Below are 17,664 nucleotides of genomic sequence, written 5' to 3'. Positions count from 1 at the left end.
TCAGTGGAAATCCCGGCTGCGCACATCCAGCCCCTGCAACAGCGGGCTCACATCCTCCAGCCGCCGCGCAATCAGGTGTCGCACGCCATCTTTCTGCTCCAGCCGCCCACTGACCTTGAGCAACTGCGACCCCACCAGCGCTCGCCGCTGCCGTTCGGCCAAGTCACGCCACACCACCACGTTGACCATCCCGTGTTCATCCTCCAGGGTGACGAAGGTCACCCCGCTGGAGGTCTGTGGCCGCTGGCGCCCCACCACCAACCCGGCCACGGCAATGTTGTCGCCATGCCCGACACCTTGCAGTTCGCCGGAACTGCGACACCCCAGAGCCCTCAAGCGTGAGCGCAACAAGGTCAACGGGTGCGGCCCCAACGTGGTACCCAGGGTCTGGTAATCGGCCACCAGGTCCTCCCCCACGGTGGGTACAGGCAGTTCCACAGCGCTTTCCGGCAAGGCTTGCACGTCAGCGAACAACGGCAGTTGCGGCTGCACCGCCGCCACCTGCCAGCGCGCCTGGTGACGGTCTCGCGCCAAGGCGCGTAATGCGCCGCCATCGGCCAGGCGGGCACGGGCGCGCGCGTCGAGCCCGGCGCGCAGGCACAGGTCTTCGACATCGCGCCATGGCCGCTGCGCCCTCGCCTGCTCCAGGCGCTTGGCATCGGCCTCGGCAAAACCGCGCAGCAGACGCAAGCCCATGCGAATAGCCAGGGCCCCTTCAGCTTCAGGCTCCAAGGTGCAATCCCAGTCACTGTGGCAAACATCCACCGGCCGCACCTCGATCCCCTGGCGCCGGGCCTCTTGCAGCAACTGGTCGGGGCTGTAAAACCCCATGGGCCAGCTGTTGACCAGCGCGCAGGTGAAAATCGCCGGCTCATGGCACTTCAGCCAGCTGCTGGCATAACACAGCAAGGCAAAGCTGGCCGCGTGGGACTCGGGGAAGCCATAGCTGCCGAAGCCTTTGATCTGTTCGAAGATACGTTCGGCGAACGACAGCTCATAACCATTGCGCAACATGCCATGCACCAGCCGCTCGCGGTGTGGCTCCAGGCCGCCATGGCGCTTCCAGGCGGCCATGCTGCGGCGCAACTGGTCGGCCTCACCCGGGGAGTAGTCGGCCGCGACCATCGCCAGCTCCATTACCTGCTCCTGGAACAATGGCACGCCCAGGGTGCGCTTGAAGACTTCCTTCAATTGCGCCGAGGGATAAGTCACCGGTTCCTGCTTCAGGCGCCGGCGCAGGTAAGGATGCACCATGTCCCCCTGGATCGGCCCGGGGCGGACGATGGCCACCTCGATGACCAGGTCGTAGAACGTCCTGGGTTGCAACCGGGGCAACATGGCCATTTGCGCACGCGATTCGATCTGGAATACGCCCATGGTCTCGGCGCGGCTGATCATCGCGTAGGTGGCCGCGTCTTCACTGGGGATGGTCGCCAGGGTCAGGTGCTGGCCGCGGTGGTATTGCAGCAGGTCGAAGCAACGGCGCAAGGCGCTGAGCATGCCCAGCGCCAATACATCGACCTTGAGCAGGCCGACCATGTCCAGGTCGTCCTTGTCCCACTGTATGACCGTACGCTCCGCCATCGCGGCATTCTCCACCGGCACCAACTCGTCCAAGGGCTGCTGAGAAATGACAAAACCGCCTGGGTGCTGGGACAGGTGCCGGGGGAAGCCAACCAGCTCACCGGCCAGCACCAGCACCCGCCGCAACGAAGGGCTGCTCGCCTCGAAACCGGCCTCGGCCAGGCGCTGCTCATCGGGAATGCGATCGCTCCAGCGGCCACAGCATTTGGCCAGGGCATCCACCTGGTCCGCCGGCAACCCCAGCACCCGTGCTACATCCCGCACCGCGCCGGCGGCATGGTAGGTGTTCACCACCGCGGTGAGCGCTGCCCGGTGTCGGCCATAGCGAGCGAACACATACTGGATCACTTCTTCGCGCCGGTCGTGCTCGAAGTCCACGTCGATATCAGGCGGCTCGTTGCGCTCTCGTGACAAGAAGCGCTCGAACAACAAACGGTGCTCCATGGGGTCGAGTTCGGTGATGCCCAGCACGAAACACACCACCGAGTTGGCCGCCGAACCCCGGCCCTGGCAAAGAATGCGCTGGCTGCGGGCGAAGGTGACGATGTCATGCACGGTCAGGAAGTAGCTTTCGTAGCCCAGCTCCTCGATCAGCGCCAGTTCCTTTGCCAGCACTGCACGCACCTTGTCACTTGGCCCATCCGGCCAGCGCAACGGCAAGCCGCGTTCGCACAGTTCACGCAGCCAGCTCGCCGGGGTATGGCCCTGGGGCACCAGTTCGCGTGGGTATTGGTATTTCAGCTCGCTCAGTTCGAAGCGGCAGCGCTCGGCGATGGCCAAGGTCTCGGCCAGCAGTTCGGCGGGGTAGAGTTCGCCCAGTTGCGCCTGGCTGCGCAGATGCCGCTCGCCATTGGCAAACAGAAAGCGCCCGGCCTGCGCCACCTGGCAGTTCTGGCGGATAGCGGTCATGCAATCTTGCAACGCACGGCGGCCACGTACATGCATGTGCACGTCGCCACAGGCCACGGCGCGGATACCCAGCCTGGCCGCCAAGTCGCGCAAGCGCTCCAGGCGCAGGGCATCGTCGTTCCCCCGGTGCAGGTGCACGGCCAACCACAAGCGCTCACCGAAGACACTTCGCAGCCACTGGCCCGGGGCGCCATCACCGCTGTCATCGGCCACCCAAAGCGCCAGCAGGCCTTCAGAATGCTGCTGCAGATCGTCGCGAAACAGCTGGTACTGCCCCTTTTGCGCCCGCCGCCGAGCGCGGGTGATCAGCGCACACAGGTTCTGGTAACCAACCAGGTTCTCTACCAGCAGCACCAGCTTGGGGCCGTCCTGCAGTTGCACCTCACTGCCCACGATCAAGCGCAGTTGGTGCTGCCTGGCGGCCTGCCAGGCCCGAACGATCCCGGCCAGGGTACATTCATCAGTGATCGCCAGGGCCTGGTAGCCCTGCTCATGGGCACGCCGGAACAGCTCGTCGGCGCTCGACGCACCGCGCTGGAAGCTGAAGTTGGACAGGCAATGCAGCTCGGCATAACCCGGGGCGTTCATGCGAACCAACCCTGCAGCCACAACGGGCCGGCCTGGCTCAGGTCGCGGTAGGCCCAGCCGCGCAGGCCGTCACGGGTTTCGATGCGGTAGTAGTCACGGCGCACGTCGCCGCCATCCCACCAACCCGACTCGATGCGCTCGGCCTGCCCCTGCACGCGGTAACCGGCCTCATCCAGCGCCATGGGCGCCGCAAGCAACCAGCCGGGGCGGCTGCCGGGGGTAACCGGCATGCTGCCCTGGGTACCCTGCTCGACCGCCTGCCAGGCACACTCGGGGCGGTGATCGGCCGCGGCGCTCAGGCCCTTGACCGCCTCATCCCCCAGGCGCGCGCGCAACCGTTCGCGCAATTGCTCCCAAGGTTGTGCCTGTTGTGCACGGGGAGCGAACAACGGTTGGTGCTGCGGGACGAAGGGCGGCAAATCCTCGGCGACCAGCCGCAGGTTGCGCACCGGCGCGGGAATGCGCAGCGGCTCCAGGCGCCCACGGGCCAGTTCGAACAGCATCGCGGCGTCGCGTTCGGCCGCCAGCAGGCCCACCTTCAGCAAGGTGTCCGGCCCTTCGGCATGCTCCAGGTGCAGGCAGAAACGCTGCACGCCACAGTCACGCCCGGCCAGGAAGGCGGCCAGGTCGTTGAGCATGCGCCGCAGCGGGAACAGCAGGGCCTGGTGCGACTCGACATCGAAATTCAGCTCCAGCCGGGTTTCGAAACGGTCCGGTGGCTGGTAGAAGTCCAACCCCAGGTTGCGCAGGCCGAGCAACTGGTCAAGGTGCAGTTGCACCTGAGGCGCAAAGCGCCTGGCCAGGGTGTCACGCGGCAAGGCCAACACCTGGCCCAGCTGGCGCAGGCCCATGCGGGCAAAAGCCTCGGCGGCCTCCATGGGCAAGCCGATACGCTCGATGGGCATGCGTAGCATCGCCGCCCGGGTGGCGTCGGCATCGCTCACGGCCAGGCCGTCATGGCCGTTGGCGAGCATACGTGCCGCTACCGGGTTGCTGGCCAGGACGATGCGTTGGCGCAAACCCAGCTCAGCCAGCTCCTGGCGCAGGCGCGCCTCGAACAATGGCCAGGGGCCGAACAATTGCAGGCTGGAGCCCACCTCCAGCAACAGCGCCCGTGGATAGTGCAGGCTGACCTGGGCACTGAAGCGGTACGCCCAGGCGGCCAGCAAGTGCTGCACGCGTTCGATACGCTTAGAGTCGACTTCGACGCAGGTGAAACCATCGGCCAGAGCGCGCGCAGCCGTCAGGGTTTGCCCGGCCCGCAGGCCGAGCGCGGCTGCCGCCGGGTTGACCGCCTGCAGTAGCCGCCGTTGGCCAGGCCCGCCAAGCAGCACCAGCGGCGTATCGGGGTCGTCACGCTCACGCAGGACAGTGTCCAGCGCCAGCTGGGGAAACAGGATGCAGGCCCAGAGCATGGTGCATCAGCCCCGCCCCGGGCAGGCAATGGGCAGCGCCGGTGGCATGCCACCGCGGCTTTTGAGCACGCGCCATTGCGCTGGCCGGGTGTCGACGGCAATGCGCAGCGCTGCTGGTGAGGGGTTGTGCGCCGCCTGTTGGGACCGGCAAGCGAACGCCAGCGCCTGGCCGGTTTCGGCGGCCACCTGCAAGCGCCGCAGGCTGCGGTCATCGGCACGTTCGGGCCAGCACAGCACTGCCGCGCAACTGCCCGAGCGCAGGCACTGTTCAGCGGCCCACAGGGCATCGGCAGCTTCGGCCTCCACCTGCACCAGCCAGCGCAGGTCCACCCCCGCTGCCTGCCAGGCCGGTGCGTAAGGAATGAAGGGCGGGGCCACCAGCACGACTCGGCTGGCTTCACTGCTCAGGCGGGCCAGGGTTGGCCACAGCAACTGCAATTCGCCACAGCCGGGGCTGGCCAGCAACAGTTCGCTGAGCGCTGCCGCTGGCCAGCCGCCTTCCGGCAGGCGTTCGTCGAGGGCGGCATGGCCGGTCGGCTGCAACCCGAGCGGCCGCGCCTGGGCCTGCCGGCCGCGCCATACGCGGCGCTGGTCGAGCAACCTGTCGAGGTCGACCACTGCGCCCATCAGTCACGCCTCAGCAAGCCGCAGAACACGCCTTCGATGAAAAACTCCTGCTCGGGCTGTACATCGATGGGTGCATAAGCCGGGTTGCGTGGCAACAGCCGGTAACTGCCGCCCTGGCGCTGCAGGCGCTTGATGGTCACCTCGCCGTCCAGCCGGGCGACCACGATCTGGCCATCGCGGGCTTCGCCCTGCTGGCGAATGCCGACCAGGTCACCGTCGAAGATACCGTCGTCGATCATCGAGTCGCCACGCACCTTCAGCAGGTAGTCGGGGGTACGGCGGAACAGGCTGGGGTCGAGCAGCAGTTGCTCGTGGATGTCGAGGTCCGGGCCGATCGGCGCACCTGCCGCCACTTGGCCGAGGACGGGGACTTCGAGGATTTCCGGGCGGCGCAGGGGTTCGGCCAGGCGAATGCCCCGCGCCTGGTTCGGCGTGACATCGATATAGCCGGCCTGGCACAGGGCGGTGATGTGCTTGCGTGCGACGCTGCGCGAGGCGAAACCGAAGCGCGTGGCGATATCGGCCAGGCTCGGCGGCTGGCCGTGGTCGGCGATGCGTTCACGGATGAAATCGAAAATGGCGCGACGTTTGGGGGTGAGATCGTTCATGGAGCACATTTGTACTCTTTTCGGAGCACGCTGAACAGCCCCCTTCGTCGTCAGCTTTCGCTATCATCAGCGGGCTTGTGTTTTTCATACCTGGATACCTGATGCTGACCGCCCTGCTGTTCGACCTCGATGGAACCCTGACCGACACCGATACCCTGCACCTGCAGGCCTTTCGCCAATTGCTGCGTGAGCATGACGGCCGCGAGCTGAGCCAGGCGCAGTTCGATGCCCAGGTCAGTGGCCGCGCCAATGGCGAGCTGTTCGCCGAGCTGTTCACGGGCGCCAATGCCGAACAGTGCCAGGCATTGGCCGAGCGCAAAGAAGCGCTGTTCAGGGAGATGGCCCCCTGCCTGGAGCCGATGCCGGGCTTGCTGCGCCTGCTGGAACATGCCCAGGCCCGTAGTCTTGGCATGTGCGTGGTGACCAACGCACCGCGGCTCAACGCCGAACACATGTTGAGCGCCATGGGCCTGGGCCAGCGCTTCGAGCATGTGCTGGTGGCCGAGGAACTGGCGCGGCCCAAGCCGGACCCGCTACCCTACCTCACCGGGCTGCAGCGCCTGGGCGCAGAGGCCGGGCAGGCGCTGGCCTTCGAGGATTCGCTGCCGGGGGTAGCGGCGGCGAGTGGTGCGGGGATCTTTACCGTGGGCGTGGCCACGACCCAGACGCCGGAGCGGTTGCTGGCGGCGGGGGCGAAACTGGTGATAGATGACTTCAACGATCCAGCGTTGTGGGCGTTGATAGATTCCATGCAATGAGCATTCGGGGCCGCTTCGCGCCCCATCGCCGGCAAGCCAGCTCCCACCCCGACCGCATCGGCTTCAAACCATGTGCAATACCTGTGGGGGCTTGCCGGCGATGGGCTGCGAAGCGGCCCCGGAATTCCAAAACAACATGCATGACCCTGCCATTGCGCGCCCCCAGGCCATACCATGCTCATCGACGAAGAACTGACCCTCAAGAAGCTGGAAACCTTCCTCGCCTTCATGCGCAGCGGCAACCTCGGCCGCGCCGCCGCCGAGCTGTCCACCAGCGCCGTCAGCGTGCACCGCGCCATCCACTCGCTGGAAAGCGCCCTGCGCTGCCCGCTGTTCAAGCACGAAGGCCGCCAGCTGATCCCGCTGGAAAGCGCCTACGTGCTGGAAAAGAAAGCCCGCCAGCTGATCCAGGACGCCGAGCAGATGGTGCGCCAGACCCGTGAGGCCGCCGGCTTCTATGCCGAGCGCTTCCGCCTGGGCGCGCTCTACTCGCTGACGGTAAAAACCGTGCCCAAGCTGGTGATGGGCCTGAAGCTGCGCCGCAGTGAACTGAACATCGACCTGACCCTGGGCTCCAACGTCGACCTGCTGCAGCGCCTGAAGAACCACGAGCTGGAGGCCATCCTGGTGTCGCTCGACGAAAGCGTCAGCGACCCGGCCTGCGAGCAACTGCCGCTGTTCTCCGACGACATCTTCCTCGCCGTCCCCACCAACTCGCCGTTCGCCGAGCAGGCCGAGGTGGACCTGGCCGACCTGGCCGACTCCACCTTCATCACCCTGACCCAAGGCTTCGCCACCCACCGCGATGGCGCGCGGGTGTTCCAGCAGGCCGGCTTCGAACCGAAGGTGGCCATGCAGGTGAACGATATCTTCACCCTGCTGAGCATGGTCAGCTCGGGCGTGGGCTTTGCCCTGCTGCCCGGACGCATCGCGGCGGTGTACGAAAACCGGGTCAGGTTGATTGCCTTGAAGGCGCAATATCGCCTGCAGCAGCATATCGGCGTGGTGTTCCTGAAGGCGCGGGAGCGGGAGCCGAACCTGCTGGCACTGCTGGCGGAGTGCCGGATGTACAGCCTGGAGCGCTGAACCGCTGCGTTGCCTGCCGCCCCTGCAACCACACTGCCAATGCCGCCAGCCCGGCAGGTAGCAGCAGCGAGGCGAACACCTGGGCGAAGCTCCAGCCCAGCGCCAGCATCTGCGCCCCGGCAAAGGCACTGAGGATCGCCCCCAGGCGCCCGATGCCGCTCATCCAACTGGCACCGGTCGCCCGAGCCTCGGTTGGGTAAAAGCCTGCTGCCAATGCGTTCATGCCCACACTGGCACCGTTCAGGCCAAAGCCCACCGCCCAGGCAATCGCACACAACCAGGCGAAATCCGCAGCTACCTGGCCAATCGCAAAGATTACCGCGCCACTGAACAGGAAGGTCAGCACCAGCACGCGTTGCGCCGGATAACGGTCCATGGCCCAACCTACTGAAATTGCTCCCACCGGCCCGCCAATCTGGAAACAGGCCGTGACGATGGCAGCTTCCGATACCGAAAAACCGCCCCCCTCCTTCACCAGCGTCGGCAGCCAGCCGCTGAACAGGTAGACCAGAAACAGCGCCAGCACGTAGCCGGCCCAGAGCATGCAGGTACCAAAGCGATAACGCGGCGAGAGGATGGTGCCGATCGCACCACCAGCGGCCGGCGTTTTGCCAGGCATGACGAAGGTACTGTCGGCGTTGACCCGCTCAGGGGCCAGGCGGCGGACAATGGCCAGGATGCGCTGGCGGTCCGCGCCCTTGCTGACCAGGAAGGTGACCGACTCCGGCAGGCGCCAGTACAGCAGCGGCAAGACCAACAGCGGCAACACCCCGCCCAGCACCAGTACGCTGCGCCAGCCCAGGTTGGGGATCATCCAGGCACTGACGAAACCACCGGCCGCCGCACCGAGGGAGAACCCGCAGAACGCCAGGGTGATCAGCAGCGAGCGGCTGCGCGCCGGGGCATATTCGCTGACCAGGGTGCTGGCATTGGGCATGGCGGCGCCCAGGCCCAGGCCGGTGAGAAAGCGCAACGCGACAAGGGCTTCCAGATTGGGGGAAAAGGCCGAAGCCAGGGTCCAGATGCCGAACAGCAGCACGCTGCATAGCAACACCGCCTTGCGCCCGTAGCGGTCGGCCAGTGGGCCGGCGACCAGGGCGCCGAGGGCCAGGCCGATCAGCGCGGCACTCAATACCGGGCCCAGGCTTTGCGCACCCAGGCCCCAGTCGCTTTTCAGTTGCGGGGCAATGAAGCCGATGATGGCCACGTCCAGGCCGTCCAGGGCAATGATCAGAAAGCCAAGGAACACCACCCATTTCTGGTAGCGACCGATGGGTTGCTGGTCGATCAGTTGGCGCACGTCGAGCGTGTTGTTCATAGGGGTATCACCTGTTGTTGTTTTTATGACGGTGTATCGGGAGTCGTGCTCAAGAAATGACAACTTGCGCGGTCCCTGTGGAAGCAACTGTCTTGTATTGCCTGGACCGGCCTCATCGCCGGCAAGCCAGCTCCCACAGGTACTGCACAGGGCCTGAGGCCTATGCGGCCGCTCCCACAAGTGCGCTGTCATCCGAGTACGAGGCTGGGTAAGTGCACAGGCCTTATGATGCGTGTCTCCTGCGCCACCACCAGGTCACGGGTGGCGTGCAGATACGCGGCAAAGTCCGGGTCGGCATCCCGTGCTGCGCTGCGTTTTTCAAAATCATCGAGGCTGGCATAGCCCCACAAGTGCACTACCTGGTTCAGCGGCCCGATACTGCTGGTGTAGAACGCCAACGGTGCGCCGAGGTGACGCAGCAGTATCGGCATCGCCAACTGGTCGAAGGCTTCGAGAAAGGCCGCCATGCAGCGCGGGCGGATGGTGTAGATGCGGTGATCGACAACTGCCGGGGCCATCACGCCACCTCCCGCGCATTGCCCACCGCCGCCAGCCCCTGCTCGACACCTGCCAGATGACGCCCAGTGATGTAGCCGAACGTCATGATCGGCCCCAGGGTGATGCCCGCACCGGGATAATTGCCGCCCATGATGCTGGCGCGGTCGTTGCCTACCGCATACAGGCCGTCGATGGCTTGGCCGTCGACTGCCAGCACCTCGCCGACAACACTGGTGCGCAGCCCGTCGAAGGTGCCCAGGTCGCCCATGATCACCTTCACGGCAAAGTACGGCCCCTCGCCTACCGCAGCCACACACGGGTTGGGCCGCTGCTGCGGGTCGGCCAGGTAGCGGTTGAAGCTGGTGCTGCCGCGGCCGAACTGGCGGTCCTCGCCCTGTACCGCGCCAAGGTTGTACTCGCGCACGGTCCGCTCCAGCCCTTGCGCGTCGATACCGGCCTTGCCTGCCAGCTCGGCCAGGGTCTTGCCCGTCAACAGGTAGCCGTTGCGCAGCAATGGCGCCAACGGCATCGGCGCAGGCTTGGCGAACCCCAGGCCGTACTTGGCCAGGGTGCGACGGTCGCACACCAGCCACATGGCGGTTTCCGCCTGGTCGGCACAGGCGTCGATCAACGCCGCGCCTACGTCATGGTAGGAGTTGGACTCGTTGGTGAAACGCCGCCCCGAGCGCAACACCCCGATCACACCCGGCTTGTAGCGGTCGAGCAAATGCGGAAAGGCGATATGCCGGCCGCCACCCACTGGCACCTTCGACACCGGCATCCAGGCTGCTGGCGCCTGCAGGCGGATATCGACCTTGGCCCCCAGCGCCTCGGCCATGCGTGCACCATCGCCAGTGTTACCCGCCGGTACCGGTGAAAAGTGCTCGCCACCGCGACGCACATGCGGGTAGGCCTGGCGCAGCCGTTGCAGGTCATGGGAGAACCCGCCACAGGCCAGCACCACTCCGCGCCGGGCCTGGATGCGCAGCTCGCCGTCGGCTTGCCCGGCCAGTGCCCCCACCACTCGCCCGCCTTCGCGCAACAACTGCCGCGCCGGGGTGCTGGTGAGGATCGGAATGCCCAGGTCCAGTGCCGAGCGCACCAGCCGCGCCGCCAAGGCATTGCCACTGGTGACCTGAGTGCCGCGGCGATACAGGGCCAGCTCCTTCAGGTGGGTCAGCAGGCGCCTGGCCACATACACGAAGGAAGTCAGCGAACGAGTCACATTGAAGAAGTGCTTGAGGTCGGCATTCGACGAATTGAACATCATGCCGATGAAGGTGATGGTTTTCAGCGGCGGGCGCAGGCGCGCCATGTCTGGCCCCAGGCCGCGGATGTCGTAAGGCGCGGCCAGTATCGAACGGCCAACGTCGACACCGCCCTCGACCTGCGGATGATAATCGGGGTACAGCGTGGGCACGAACTTCACCGCCGTCTCGCGCTCGAAAAAATCCACCATCTGCGGCGCATGGCGCAGGAATGCCTCGACCGCCTCCGCGTCGAAGCAGGCGCCGGTTTCGTTGCGCAGGTAGGTCATGGCCGCCGCGTGGCTGTCGTTGGCGTCGTGTTTGTTGCCTGGCACCCACAACACCCCACCAGAAAACGCTGTGGTGCCGCCAAAGCAGTCGTCCTTTTCGATGACGATGACCTCCAGGCCAAGCTTTTTCGCCGTGATCGCCGTGGCCAGGCCGCCAGCCCCCGCACCGATCACCAGTACATCGCAGCTGCGTGTGTTCATTGGCCTGCCCCCTCGAAGCCCGGGCGCGGGATCAGGGCCATGGGCATGCTCTCCAGGCCGCCATCCACGGTCAGTTCGGCACCGTTGATGTAGTCGGCGCGCGGGCTGGCCAGGAACAGCACGGCCTCGGCGATGTCTTGCGGCTCACCGATACGCCGGTTGGCGGTCATGGCACTGCGTTGGCGCTCGACCTGCGGGTCGGCATAGAACGCCGCCGACAATGGCGTGCGGATCAACCCAGGGCATACCGCGTTGCTGCGCACACCGCGTGGTCCCCACTCCACGGCAATCTGCCGCGACAGCATGCTGACCCCGGCCTTGGCCGCACTGTAGGCACCGCTGTTGGGTTGTGGGTAATGGGCGGCAATGGAGGCCACATGCACGATGCGGCCCTGGCCGCGGGCCAGCATCGAACGGCCGAAGGCCTGGGCACATAGCAAATAGCCGCTGAGGTTGACCGCCAGCACCTGGTTCCATTGCTCCAGGCCTAGCGTGTCCAGCGCGCCGGGGCGTAGCACGCTGGCGTTGTTGACCAGTACATCGCAGCGACCATGCAGCGCCTGTACCTGGGTGGCGGCCTGCTCCACGCTAGCCGGGTCGGCGATGTCGCAAGCCAGGGCGCTGACCTCACCGAGGCTATGCTCAGCCAGGGTGGCAGCCAGCTCGCGGCATTTGTCCAAGTCGCGGTCCAGCAGGACCACATGGGCCTGCTGCCCGACCAGCGCGGCGGCCAGCGCGGCGCCAATGCCACCGGCAGCGCCGGTGATCACGCAAACGGCCGAATCCAGGCCCAGCCACTGAGAGGGGATCTTGTTGTTGTGCATGCTGCTCTCCAGAGTGTCGCTTGATCTGGGCCACAGCCTAGGGCCGGCAGGCGCACCGGCAGAATGGACAAAACCTGCAACCAGCCCCACATTTCCGTCAATTTTCCCCTTGCACCCTGAAGCCTGCGTGCAGCTGTGGCACAGTAGCCAGGTACCGAACAGAACAACTACAACAACATGAACAAGATCCCCAACTACGCCCTGTACGGTGAAACCGCGCAGCCGGTGTGGCACGAAGCCCTGCATGTGGAGCAGATCTCCAAGCGCTCCGGCGCGTACAACTGGGAGATTGCCGCCCACCGTCACGAAGGCTTGCTGCAGCTGCTGTACCTGCAAAGCGGTGGTGGTGAAGTGCTGTTCGACAGCGACCGGCTGCAAGCCCGGGCGCCATGCGTGGTGTATGTGCCGGCGCAAGTGGTGCATGGCTTTCATTGGGCCGGCCAGGTCGAGGGCCAGGTGATCACTGCCGCCCAGCATCCATTGGAAAGCATCACCCAGGTGCTGGCACCCAAACTGCTGGCGCAGGTGCGCAAACCCCAGGTGATCGCCCTGCCGCGGTGGGCGGCTGACGAAGACCCGTTGCTGCCACTGTGCCGTGCCTTGCGCGAGGAATACCACAACCGCGCCCGCGAGCATGTAGCCAGCAGCATGGCGCTGTTGTTGACGCTGTTGATCCAGGTGCTGCGCCATGAACCGCAAGTGACCGAGGGCGAGCAGCGCCCGACGTCCCGGCGCAGCCAGCAGTTGACCAGTTTTCGGGAGCTGGTGGACATGCACTACCGCGCGCACTGGTCATTGGGTGAATACGCTGCAGAACTGGGCATGACCCTGGCCACGTTGGGGCGGCTGTGCCAGGAGCACCTGGGCATGACGCCGATGAGCGTGATCAATGCCCGGCTGGTGCTGGAGGCCAAGCGCATGCTCGGGCATTCGAGCCTGAGCGTTAAAGAGATCGCCCATGAGCTGGGGTTTGTCGATGTGGGGTATTTCAGCCGGTTCTTTCGCAAGCAGGCGGGAGTGAGCCCTAGCGGGTTTCGCGAGGGTCAGTAACACCTGCAGGCTTTTGCCGTGGCCTGTGCCGGCCTCTTCGCGGGCACGCCCGCTCCCACAGGATTCACCACAGCCTTGAACATTGTGGAATCCCTGTGGGAGCGGGTTTACCCGCGAAGAGGCCGGTGCAGGATGACTCAGACAGCCAAGGCCCGCTGCACCTCGCCCACCGTGCTTGTCAAACTGCTCAGGTGCAGGTTAAGCACCCGCTCCACCGGTGCCTGGTCCAGCGGCCAGTGCAAGGCAATGCTTCCGGCCAGGCGCCCTTCGGCATGCACCGGCAGGGCAATGGCGCGAATCAGGAACGGCAACCGCACCGGATACTCCCAATGCCCTTCGGTACGCTGGCCAAAGCCCTTGTGCGCCTCCTCCTCGATATTGCGCAGCAGCGTGTCGTCGCGCAGCCGTTCATGGGCCGCCAGGCGCTGCACTTCATCGACCGCCAGCTCACCCAGGCACGCCCGCCCCATCGCCGAGTGGAACAGGCTGGCATGGTGCCCGACGATCTGGCAGGTGTGCGGGTAGCGCTTGCGCAAGACCTGGGGGATGGCGCTTTCCATCACCTCCAGCCGCTCACCATCGAAACACGACAAATCGGCCACCAGCCCGGTGCGCTCGCTCAGCTCCAGCAGCATGGGCGCGGCGCTTTCCACCAGGCGCCGCTTGAAGCGTTGCTGGCGATCACCGAACAGGCGCCGCGCGCACAGCCGATAACGCCGGTCACTCAGGCCACGATAGACCCAGCCCTGCTCCTGCAAGGTGGCGAGCATGCGCGACACCGTGGCCTTGGGCAGGGACGTCAGGTAATGCAGTTCTTCCAGGCCCAGTGCCTGGTGTTCGCCCAGCAGGTCGACGATGGCCAGCGCCCGCTCCACCGAACGCACGCCGCCACTGTCCGCCGTTATACCCATGTGTATGACCTCCCTGTAGCTGGATGCTCAGGATAGCCAGCAATATCCGCGCCTGCCCAGCAACTTCATGGCGCTTGCAGGCCCTGGGGTGGGCGCCGCTCGACCCAACGGGTGAGCTGTTCATGGGCATACGCCAGCTGCAACACGGCATGGTCGGCCTGGGCCGGGCCAATGATCTGCAGGCCCATGGGCAAACCGGCGGCGTTGAAACCGACCGGCACGCTGATGCTCGGCAAGCCGGCCAGGGTTGGCCCGATCACCACTTCCATCCAGCGGTGGTAGGTGTCCATCGCCCGCCCACCGACCACCGTCGGCCATGGCTGCCGTGCATCGAAAGGGAACACCTGGGCCGATGGCAGCAGCAGGAAATCGTAACGTTCGAACAGTTTGCCCAGTGCGCGATACCAATCGCTGCGGTCCAGCGAGGCCTGGTACAACGCCGCCGCACTCAGCTGTAGTCCGCCCTCCACTTCCCACTGCGCTTCGGGCTTGAGCAATGCGCGCTTGCCTGGGTCGGCATAGGCCGCGCCGAGGTTGCCGTGCACCAGGAAGTGGCGGTGGGTGAGCCAGCACTGCCACAAACGCGCCAGGTCGAATGCCGGCTGGCAGGCCTCGACCCGGCAGCCCAGTTCGGCGAAGTCGGCCAGCGCCGACTCGCACAGGCTCATCACCCCGTCATCCATCGGCAGGTAGCCGTTGTAGTCGCCCAGCCAGCCAACCCGCACGCCACGGAAATCGCGCTGCAAGCCGGCGGCAAAGTCGCGCTGGCCATCGCTCAGTGCCAATGGCACACGCGCATCGGCACCGGCCTGAATCGACAGCAAGCGCGCCACGTCGGTGACGCTGCGGCCCATCGGCCCCTCGCTGGCCAGCTGCTGCACGAACAGTTCCGGCGCCGGCCCATGGGGCACCCGGCCCTGCGACGGGCGCAGGCCGAACACGTTGTTGAACGCCGCCGGGTTGCGCAGCGACCCCATCATGTCACTGCCGTCGGCCACCGGCAGCAGGCGCATGGCCAGTGCCGCTGCTGCACCGCCACTGCTGCCACCGGCCACCCGGCCCAGGTCATAGGCATTGGTGGTGGTGCCGAACAGGGTGTTGTAGGTCTGCGAGCCAAGGCCGAACTCCGGCACATTGCTCTTGCCAATGATCAGCGCCCCGCTCGCCCGCACTCGCGCCACGCTGATCGCATCCTGCTCGGGCACCTGCTCGGCGAACAGTGGCGAGCCCAGGGTGGTGCGCAGCCCGGCAGTGGCGGCCAGGTCCTTTATCGCCTGCGGCATGCCATGCATCCAGCCACGCGAATGGCCACCGGCCAGTTCGCGGTCACGCTCATCGGCTTCGGCCAGCATGGCCTCAACCGGGCGCAACGAGACCAGCGCATTGACCTGCGGGTTGAACCGTTCGATATGCGCCAGGTAGGCCTGCATCACCTCCCGGCACGATAGCTGGCGGGCATGGATGGCCTGGGACAATGCCTCGGCATCGAGGGCAACGATGGGGTCGATGGCTAGTGGCATCACGGTTTTACTCCAAGGTTGAAGGCGGCTGGCTTGCCCGCCCGGGGGGCTTCTTTCAGGCAGTAGGTGCCCAGCAGCGTCAGCAGGCAGGCGAACAGCACGTAGAACGACGGCGCCACCGGGGTGTCGAGCACCTTGCTCAGCCAGGTGACGATCAACGGGGCAAAGCCGCCGAACACCATCACTGCCACGTTGTAGGCCACCGACACCCCGGTGGAACGCACCTCGACCGGGAACTGCTCGGCCAATGCGGTGGGTGCCGGCCCGAAGAAGCCGCCAATGGCCGTGCACAGCAGCAGTTGCATCACCAGCAGGCGCTCCAGGGACGGCGCGGCGGCCACCCATACATACAGCGGGTAGACCATCACGAAGAATGCCAGGGTGAAGGCCATCAGCACCGGGCGCCGCCCCAGCCGGTCAGACAACGCCCCGGCCAGGGGAATCACCACGGTCATCAACCCCACGGCCAGCATCTGCACCAGCAGCACCTGGTCCAGCGGCAGGCCGAGGTTCTTGTGGGCGAAGGTCGGCATGTTCACCAGCACCACGTAGAACGACACCGTCGCGCCACAGGCCAGGCCCATCGACACCAGCAGGCTGCGCCGGTGTTCACGCAACACCTGCCACAGGCTGGGCGACTGGCCCTTGGCCTGGCGGCGGGCCTCGACGAATTCCTCGGGCTCTTCCATGTGCTTGCGGATCCACAGCCCCACCGGGCCGATCAGCAGGCCGAGTACGAACGGTATGCGCCAGCCCCAGCTGTCCAGCGCTTCAGGCGAGCACAAATGGGTAACCAGGGCCACCATCGCCGCCCCGGAGAACACCGCCAGGCATTGCCCCACTAATTGCCAGGAGCCATACAGGCCCTTGCGATTGGCCGGCGCGCTTTCCACCAGAAAGGCCGTGGCACTGGCGTACTCACCGCCCGTGGCAAAGCCCTGCAGCATGCGCGCCACCACGATCAGCAGCGGCGCGGCCATGCCGATGGCCAGGTAGTCGGGGGCAAAGGCGATCATGGCGATCGACACGGTCATCAGGCGGATGATCATCTGCATCGCCGCCTTGCGGCCCTTGCGGTCGGAATACATGCCCAGCAACACGCCGCCCACCGGGCGCATGAAAAAGCCGACGCCGAAGGTGGCCAAGGCCATCAGCAGCGAGGCGTACTCGTCGTCGGACGGGAAGAACTGCCGGGCGATGATGCTGGCCAGGAAGCCATACACGATAAAGTCATACCACTCCAGGGCATTGCCGATGACGGCAGCAACCACTTGCCGGGTACGCGACACGCCGGTGCTCGAAGTCTGCATAGGGAACACTCCACACAATGATTGGGTGATCGCCCAGGCGCGGTCGCGCCCGGGTTCCAGCGGCAGTCGTCAAAAGAGGTCAGGCGGGCGCGAGCCAGCGCTCTGCCAGCGCGCCCCAGTAGGCGGCGCCGGTCAGCAGGATGTCGTCGTTGAAGTCGTAGGCCGGGTTGTGCACCATCGGCCGCGATACGCCATTGCCGATGAACAGATAGGCACCCGGGCAGCGTTGCAGCATCCAGGCGAAGTCTTCGCTACCCATCAGCTTGCGGGTGTTGCCGTCTACCGCATCGGCGCCGAGCAACTCGACCCCTACCTGCGTGGCGAAGGCGTTTTCCGCGGCATGGTTGACCAGCACCGGGTAGGCCGGGCGATGTTCGATAGTGGCACGGCAGCCAAAGCTTTGCGCCTGGCTGACGATGATCGCCCGCACCCGCTCCAGGGTCTGCGCCCGCACCTCGGCATTCAGCGCACGCAGGCTCAGGCGCAGCAGCGCCTGCTGCGGGATCACGTTGGCTGCTTCGCCGGCTTGCAAGGCGCCGACGGTGACCACCGCCGCCTCCTGCGCATCGATATTGCGCGCTACCACGGTTTGCAGCGCCATCACCACACTGGCCGCCGCTACCAGCGGGTCCACGGTCAGGTGCGGCATCGAGCCATGCCCGCCTACCCCATCGAGGGTGACCGTGAGCAAGTCCTGCGAGGCCATCATCGGCCCTTCACGAAAGCCCAGGTGCCCGGCCGGCAGCCCCGGCATGTTGTGCATGCCGAACAGCGCATCGCAGGGGAAGCGCTCCAGCAGACCATCGGCCAGCATCGCCTCGGCACCACCCTGGCCCTCCTCGGCCGGCTGGAAGATCGAGTGCGATCCATGAACCCCACCTTCCGCCAGATGGGGTTGTGATTTACCGTGGCATCTCCGG

14 protein-coding genes and 1 pseudogene are annotated in these 17,664 nt (G+C 66.0%); 3 read left to right on the top strand and 12 right to left on the bottom strand.

Going from position 1 to position 17,664, the window contains the following annotated elements; all coding sequences use genetic code 11:
- From TZ03_RS12180 to lexA, 4 genes are read right to left on the bottom strand one after another with little or no spacing between them, the layout of a single operon-like run.
- Positions 1-3,081: an error-prone DNA polymerase gene (locus TZ03_RS12180; protein ID WP_051097853.1), complete on the bottom strand. Its 3,081-nt coding sequence runs from the start codon at positions 3,079-3,081 to the stop codon at positions 1-3.
- Positions 3,078-4,496, bottom strand: coding sequence for a Y-family DNA polymerase (locus TZ03_RS12175; RefSeq protein ID WP_051097852.1), 1,419 nt, complete (start codon positions 4,494-4,496; stop codon positions 3,078-3,080). The genes TZ03_RS12180 and TZ03_RS12175 overlap by 4 nt, the downstream gene beginning before the upstream one ends.
- Positions 4,497-4,502: 6 nt before the next feature.
- Positions 4,503-5,123, bottom strand: a complete 621-nt coding sequence (imuA, locus tag TZ03_RS12170; RefSeq protein ID WP_051097851.1) for a translesion DNA synthesis-associated protein ImuA — start codon at positions 5,121-5,123, stop codon at positions 4,503-4,505.
- The gene (gene lexA, locus TZ03_RS12165) at positions 5,123-5,740 is read right to left on the bottom strand and encodes a transcriptional repressor LexA (RefSeq protein ID WP_051097850.1); all 618 of its coding nucleotides are present in this window, start codon (positions 5,738-5,740) and stop codon (positions 5,123-5,125) included. Before lexA ends, imuA begins: the two co-directional genes overlap by 1 nt.
- A gap of 92 nt (positions 5,741-5,832) precedes the next feature.
- On the opposite strand from lexA, the gene TZ03_RS12160 reads away from it, so the two are divergent.
- Together TZ03_RS12160 and TZ03_RS28715 are read left to right on the top strand one after the other, a co-directional pair.
- Positions 5,833-6,489, top strand: a complete 657-nt coding sequence (locus TZ03_RS12160; protein WP_051097849.1) for an HAD family hydrolase — start codon at positions 5,833-5,835, stop codon at positions 6,487-6,489.
- A 174-nt stretch (positions 6,490-6,663) separates the two neighbouring features.
- A complete protein-coding gene (locus tag TZ03_RS28715) occupies positions 6,664-7,575 on the top strand; it encodes a LysR substrate-binding domain-containing protein (RefSeq protein ID WP_082056618.1) in 912 nt (303 codons plus the stop codon).
- On the opposite strand, the pseudogene TZ03_RS12150 reads toward TZ03_RS28715, so the two are convergent.
- The 4 genes and pseudogenes from TZ03_RS12150 to TZ03_RS12135 all read right to left on the bottom strand — a co-directional run.
- A pseudogene (locus tag TZ03_RS12150) lies at positions 7,511-8,893 on the bottom strand (MFS transporter); the annotation flags it as partial. The gene TZ03_RS28715 and the pseudogene TZ03_RS12150 sit on opposite strands and share 65 nt — an antisense overlap.
- Positions 8,894-9,081: 188 nt before the next feature.
- Positions 9,082-9,411, bottom strand: coding sequence for an NIPSNAP family protein (locus TZ03_RS12145; RefSeq protein WP_051097847.1), 330 nt, complete (start codon positions 9,409-9,411; stop codon positions 9,082-9,084).
- Positions 9,411-11,129 carry an FAD-dependent oxidoreductase gene (locus tag TZ03_RS12140; protein WP_051097846.1) on the bottom strand — a complete coding sequence of 573 codons (1,719 nt, stop codon included), beginning with the start codon at positions 11,127-11,129 and terminating at the stop codon, positions 9,411-9,413. Before TZ03_RS12140 ends, TZ03_RS12145 begins: the two co-directional genes overlap by 1 nt.
- Positions 11,126-11,953: an SDR family NAD(P)-dependent oxidoreductase gene (locus TZ03_RS12135; RefSeq protein ID WP_051097845.1), complete on the bottom strand. Its 828-nt coding sequence runs from the start codon at positions 11,951-11,953 to the stop codon at positions 11,126-11,128. The genes TZ03_RS12140 and TZ03_RS12135 overlap by 4 nt, the downstream gene beginning before the upstream one ends.
- Before the next feature lie 177 nt (positions 11,954-12,130).
- On the opposite strand from TZ03_RS12135, the gene TZ03_RS12130 reads away from it, so the two are divergent.
- Positions 12,131-13,003 (top strand): helix-turn-helix domain-containing protein, encoded by an 873-nt coding sequence (locus tag TZ03_RS12130; RefSeq protein WP_051097844.1) that lies wholly within the window; start codon positions 12,131-12,133, stop codon positions 13,001-13,003.
- A 137-nt stretch (positions 13,004-13,140) separates the two neighbouring features.
- Here the strand turns inward: TZ03_RS12130 and TZ03_RS12125 are convergent, their stop codons facing one another.
- From TZ03_RS12125 to TZ03_RS12110, 4 genes are all read right to left on the bottom strand, one after another.
- Complete coding sequence (locus tag TZ03_RS12125) at positions 13,141-13,914, bottom strand: IclR family transcriptional regulator (RefSeq protein WP_051097843.1); 774 nt, start codon at positions 13,912-13,914, stop codon at positions 13,141-13,143.
- A gap of 65 nt (positions 13,915-13,979) precedes the next feature.
- A complete protein-coding gene (locus TZ03_RS12120; protein WP_177328459.1) occupies positions 13,980-15,434 on the bottom strand; it encodes an amidase in 1,455 nt (484 codons plus the stop codon).
- Positions 15,434-16,744 carry a citrate-proton symporter gene (locus tag TZ03_RS12115; RefSeq protein WP_051097841.1) on the bottom strand — a complete coding sequence of 437 codons (1,311 nt, stop codon included), beginning with the start codon at positions 16,742-16,744 and terminating at the stop codon, positions 15,434-15,436. Before TZ03_RS12115 ends, TZ03_RS12120 begins: the two co-directional genes overlap by 1 nt.
- Positions 16,745-16,823: 79 nt before the next feature.
- The coding region (locus TZ03_RS12110; RefSeq protein WP_051097879.1) for an amidohydrolase at positions 16,824-17,664 on the bottom strand (841 nt) is incomplete at its 5' end.

Source organism: Pseudomonas sp. 10-1B, from assembly GCF_000935045.1.
In the GTDB taxonomy this organism is placed as follows: domain Bacteria; phylum Pseudomonadota; class Gammaproteobacteria; order Pseudomonadales; family Pseudomonadaceae; genus Aquipseudomonas.
The sequence above is the reverse complement of the archived record's forward strand: the minus strand, read 5'-3'. Positions and strand labels throughout refer to the sequence as shown.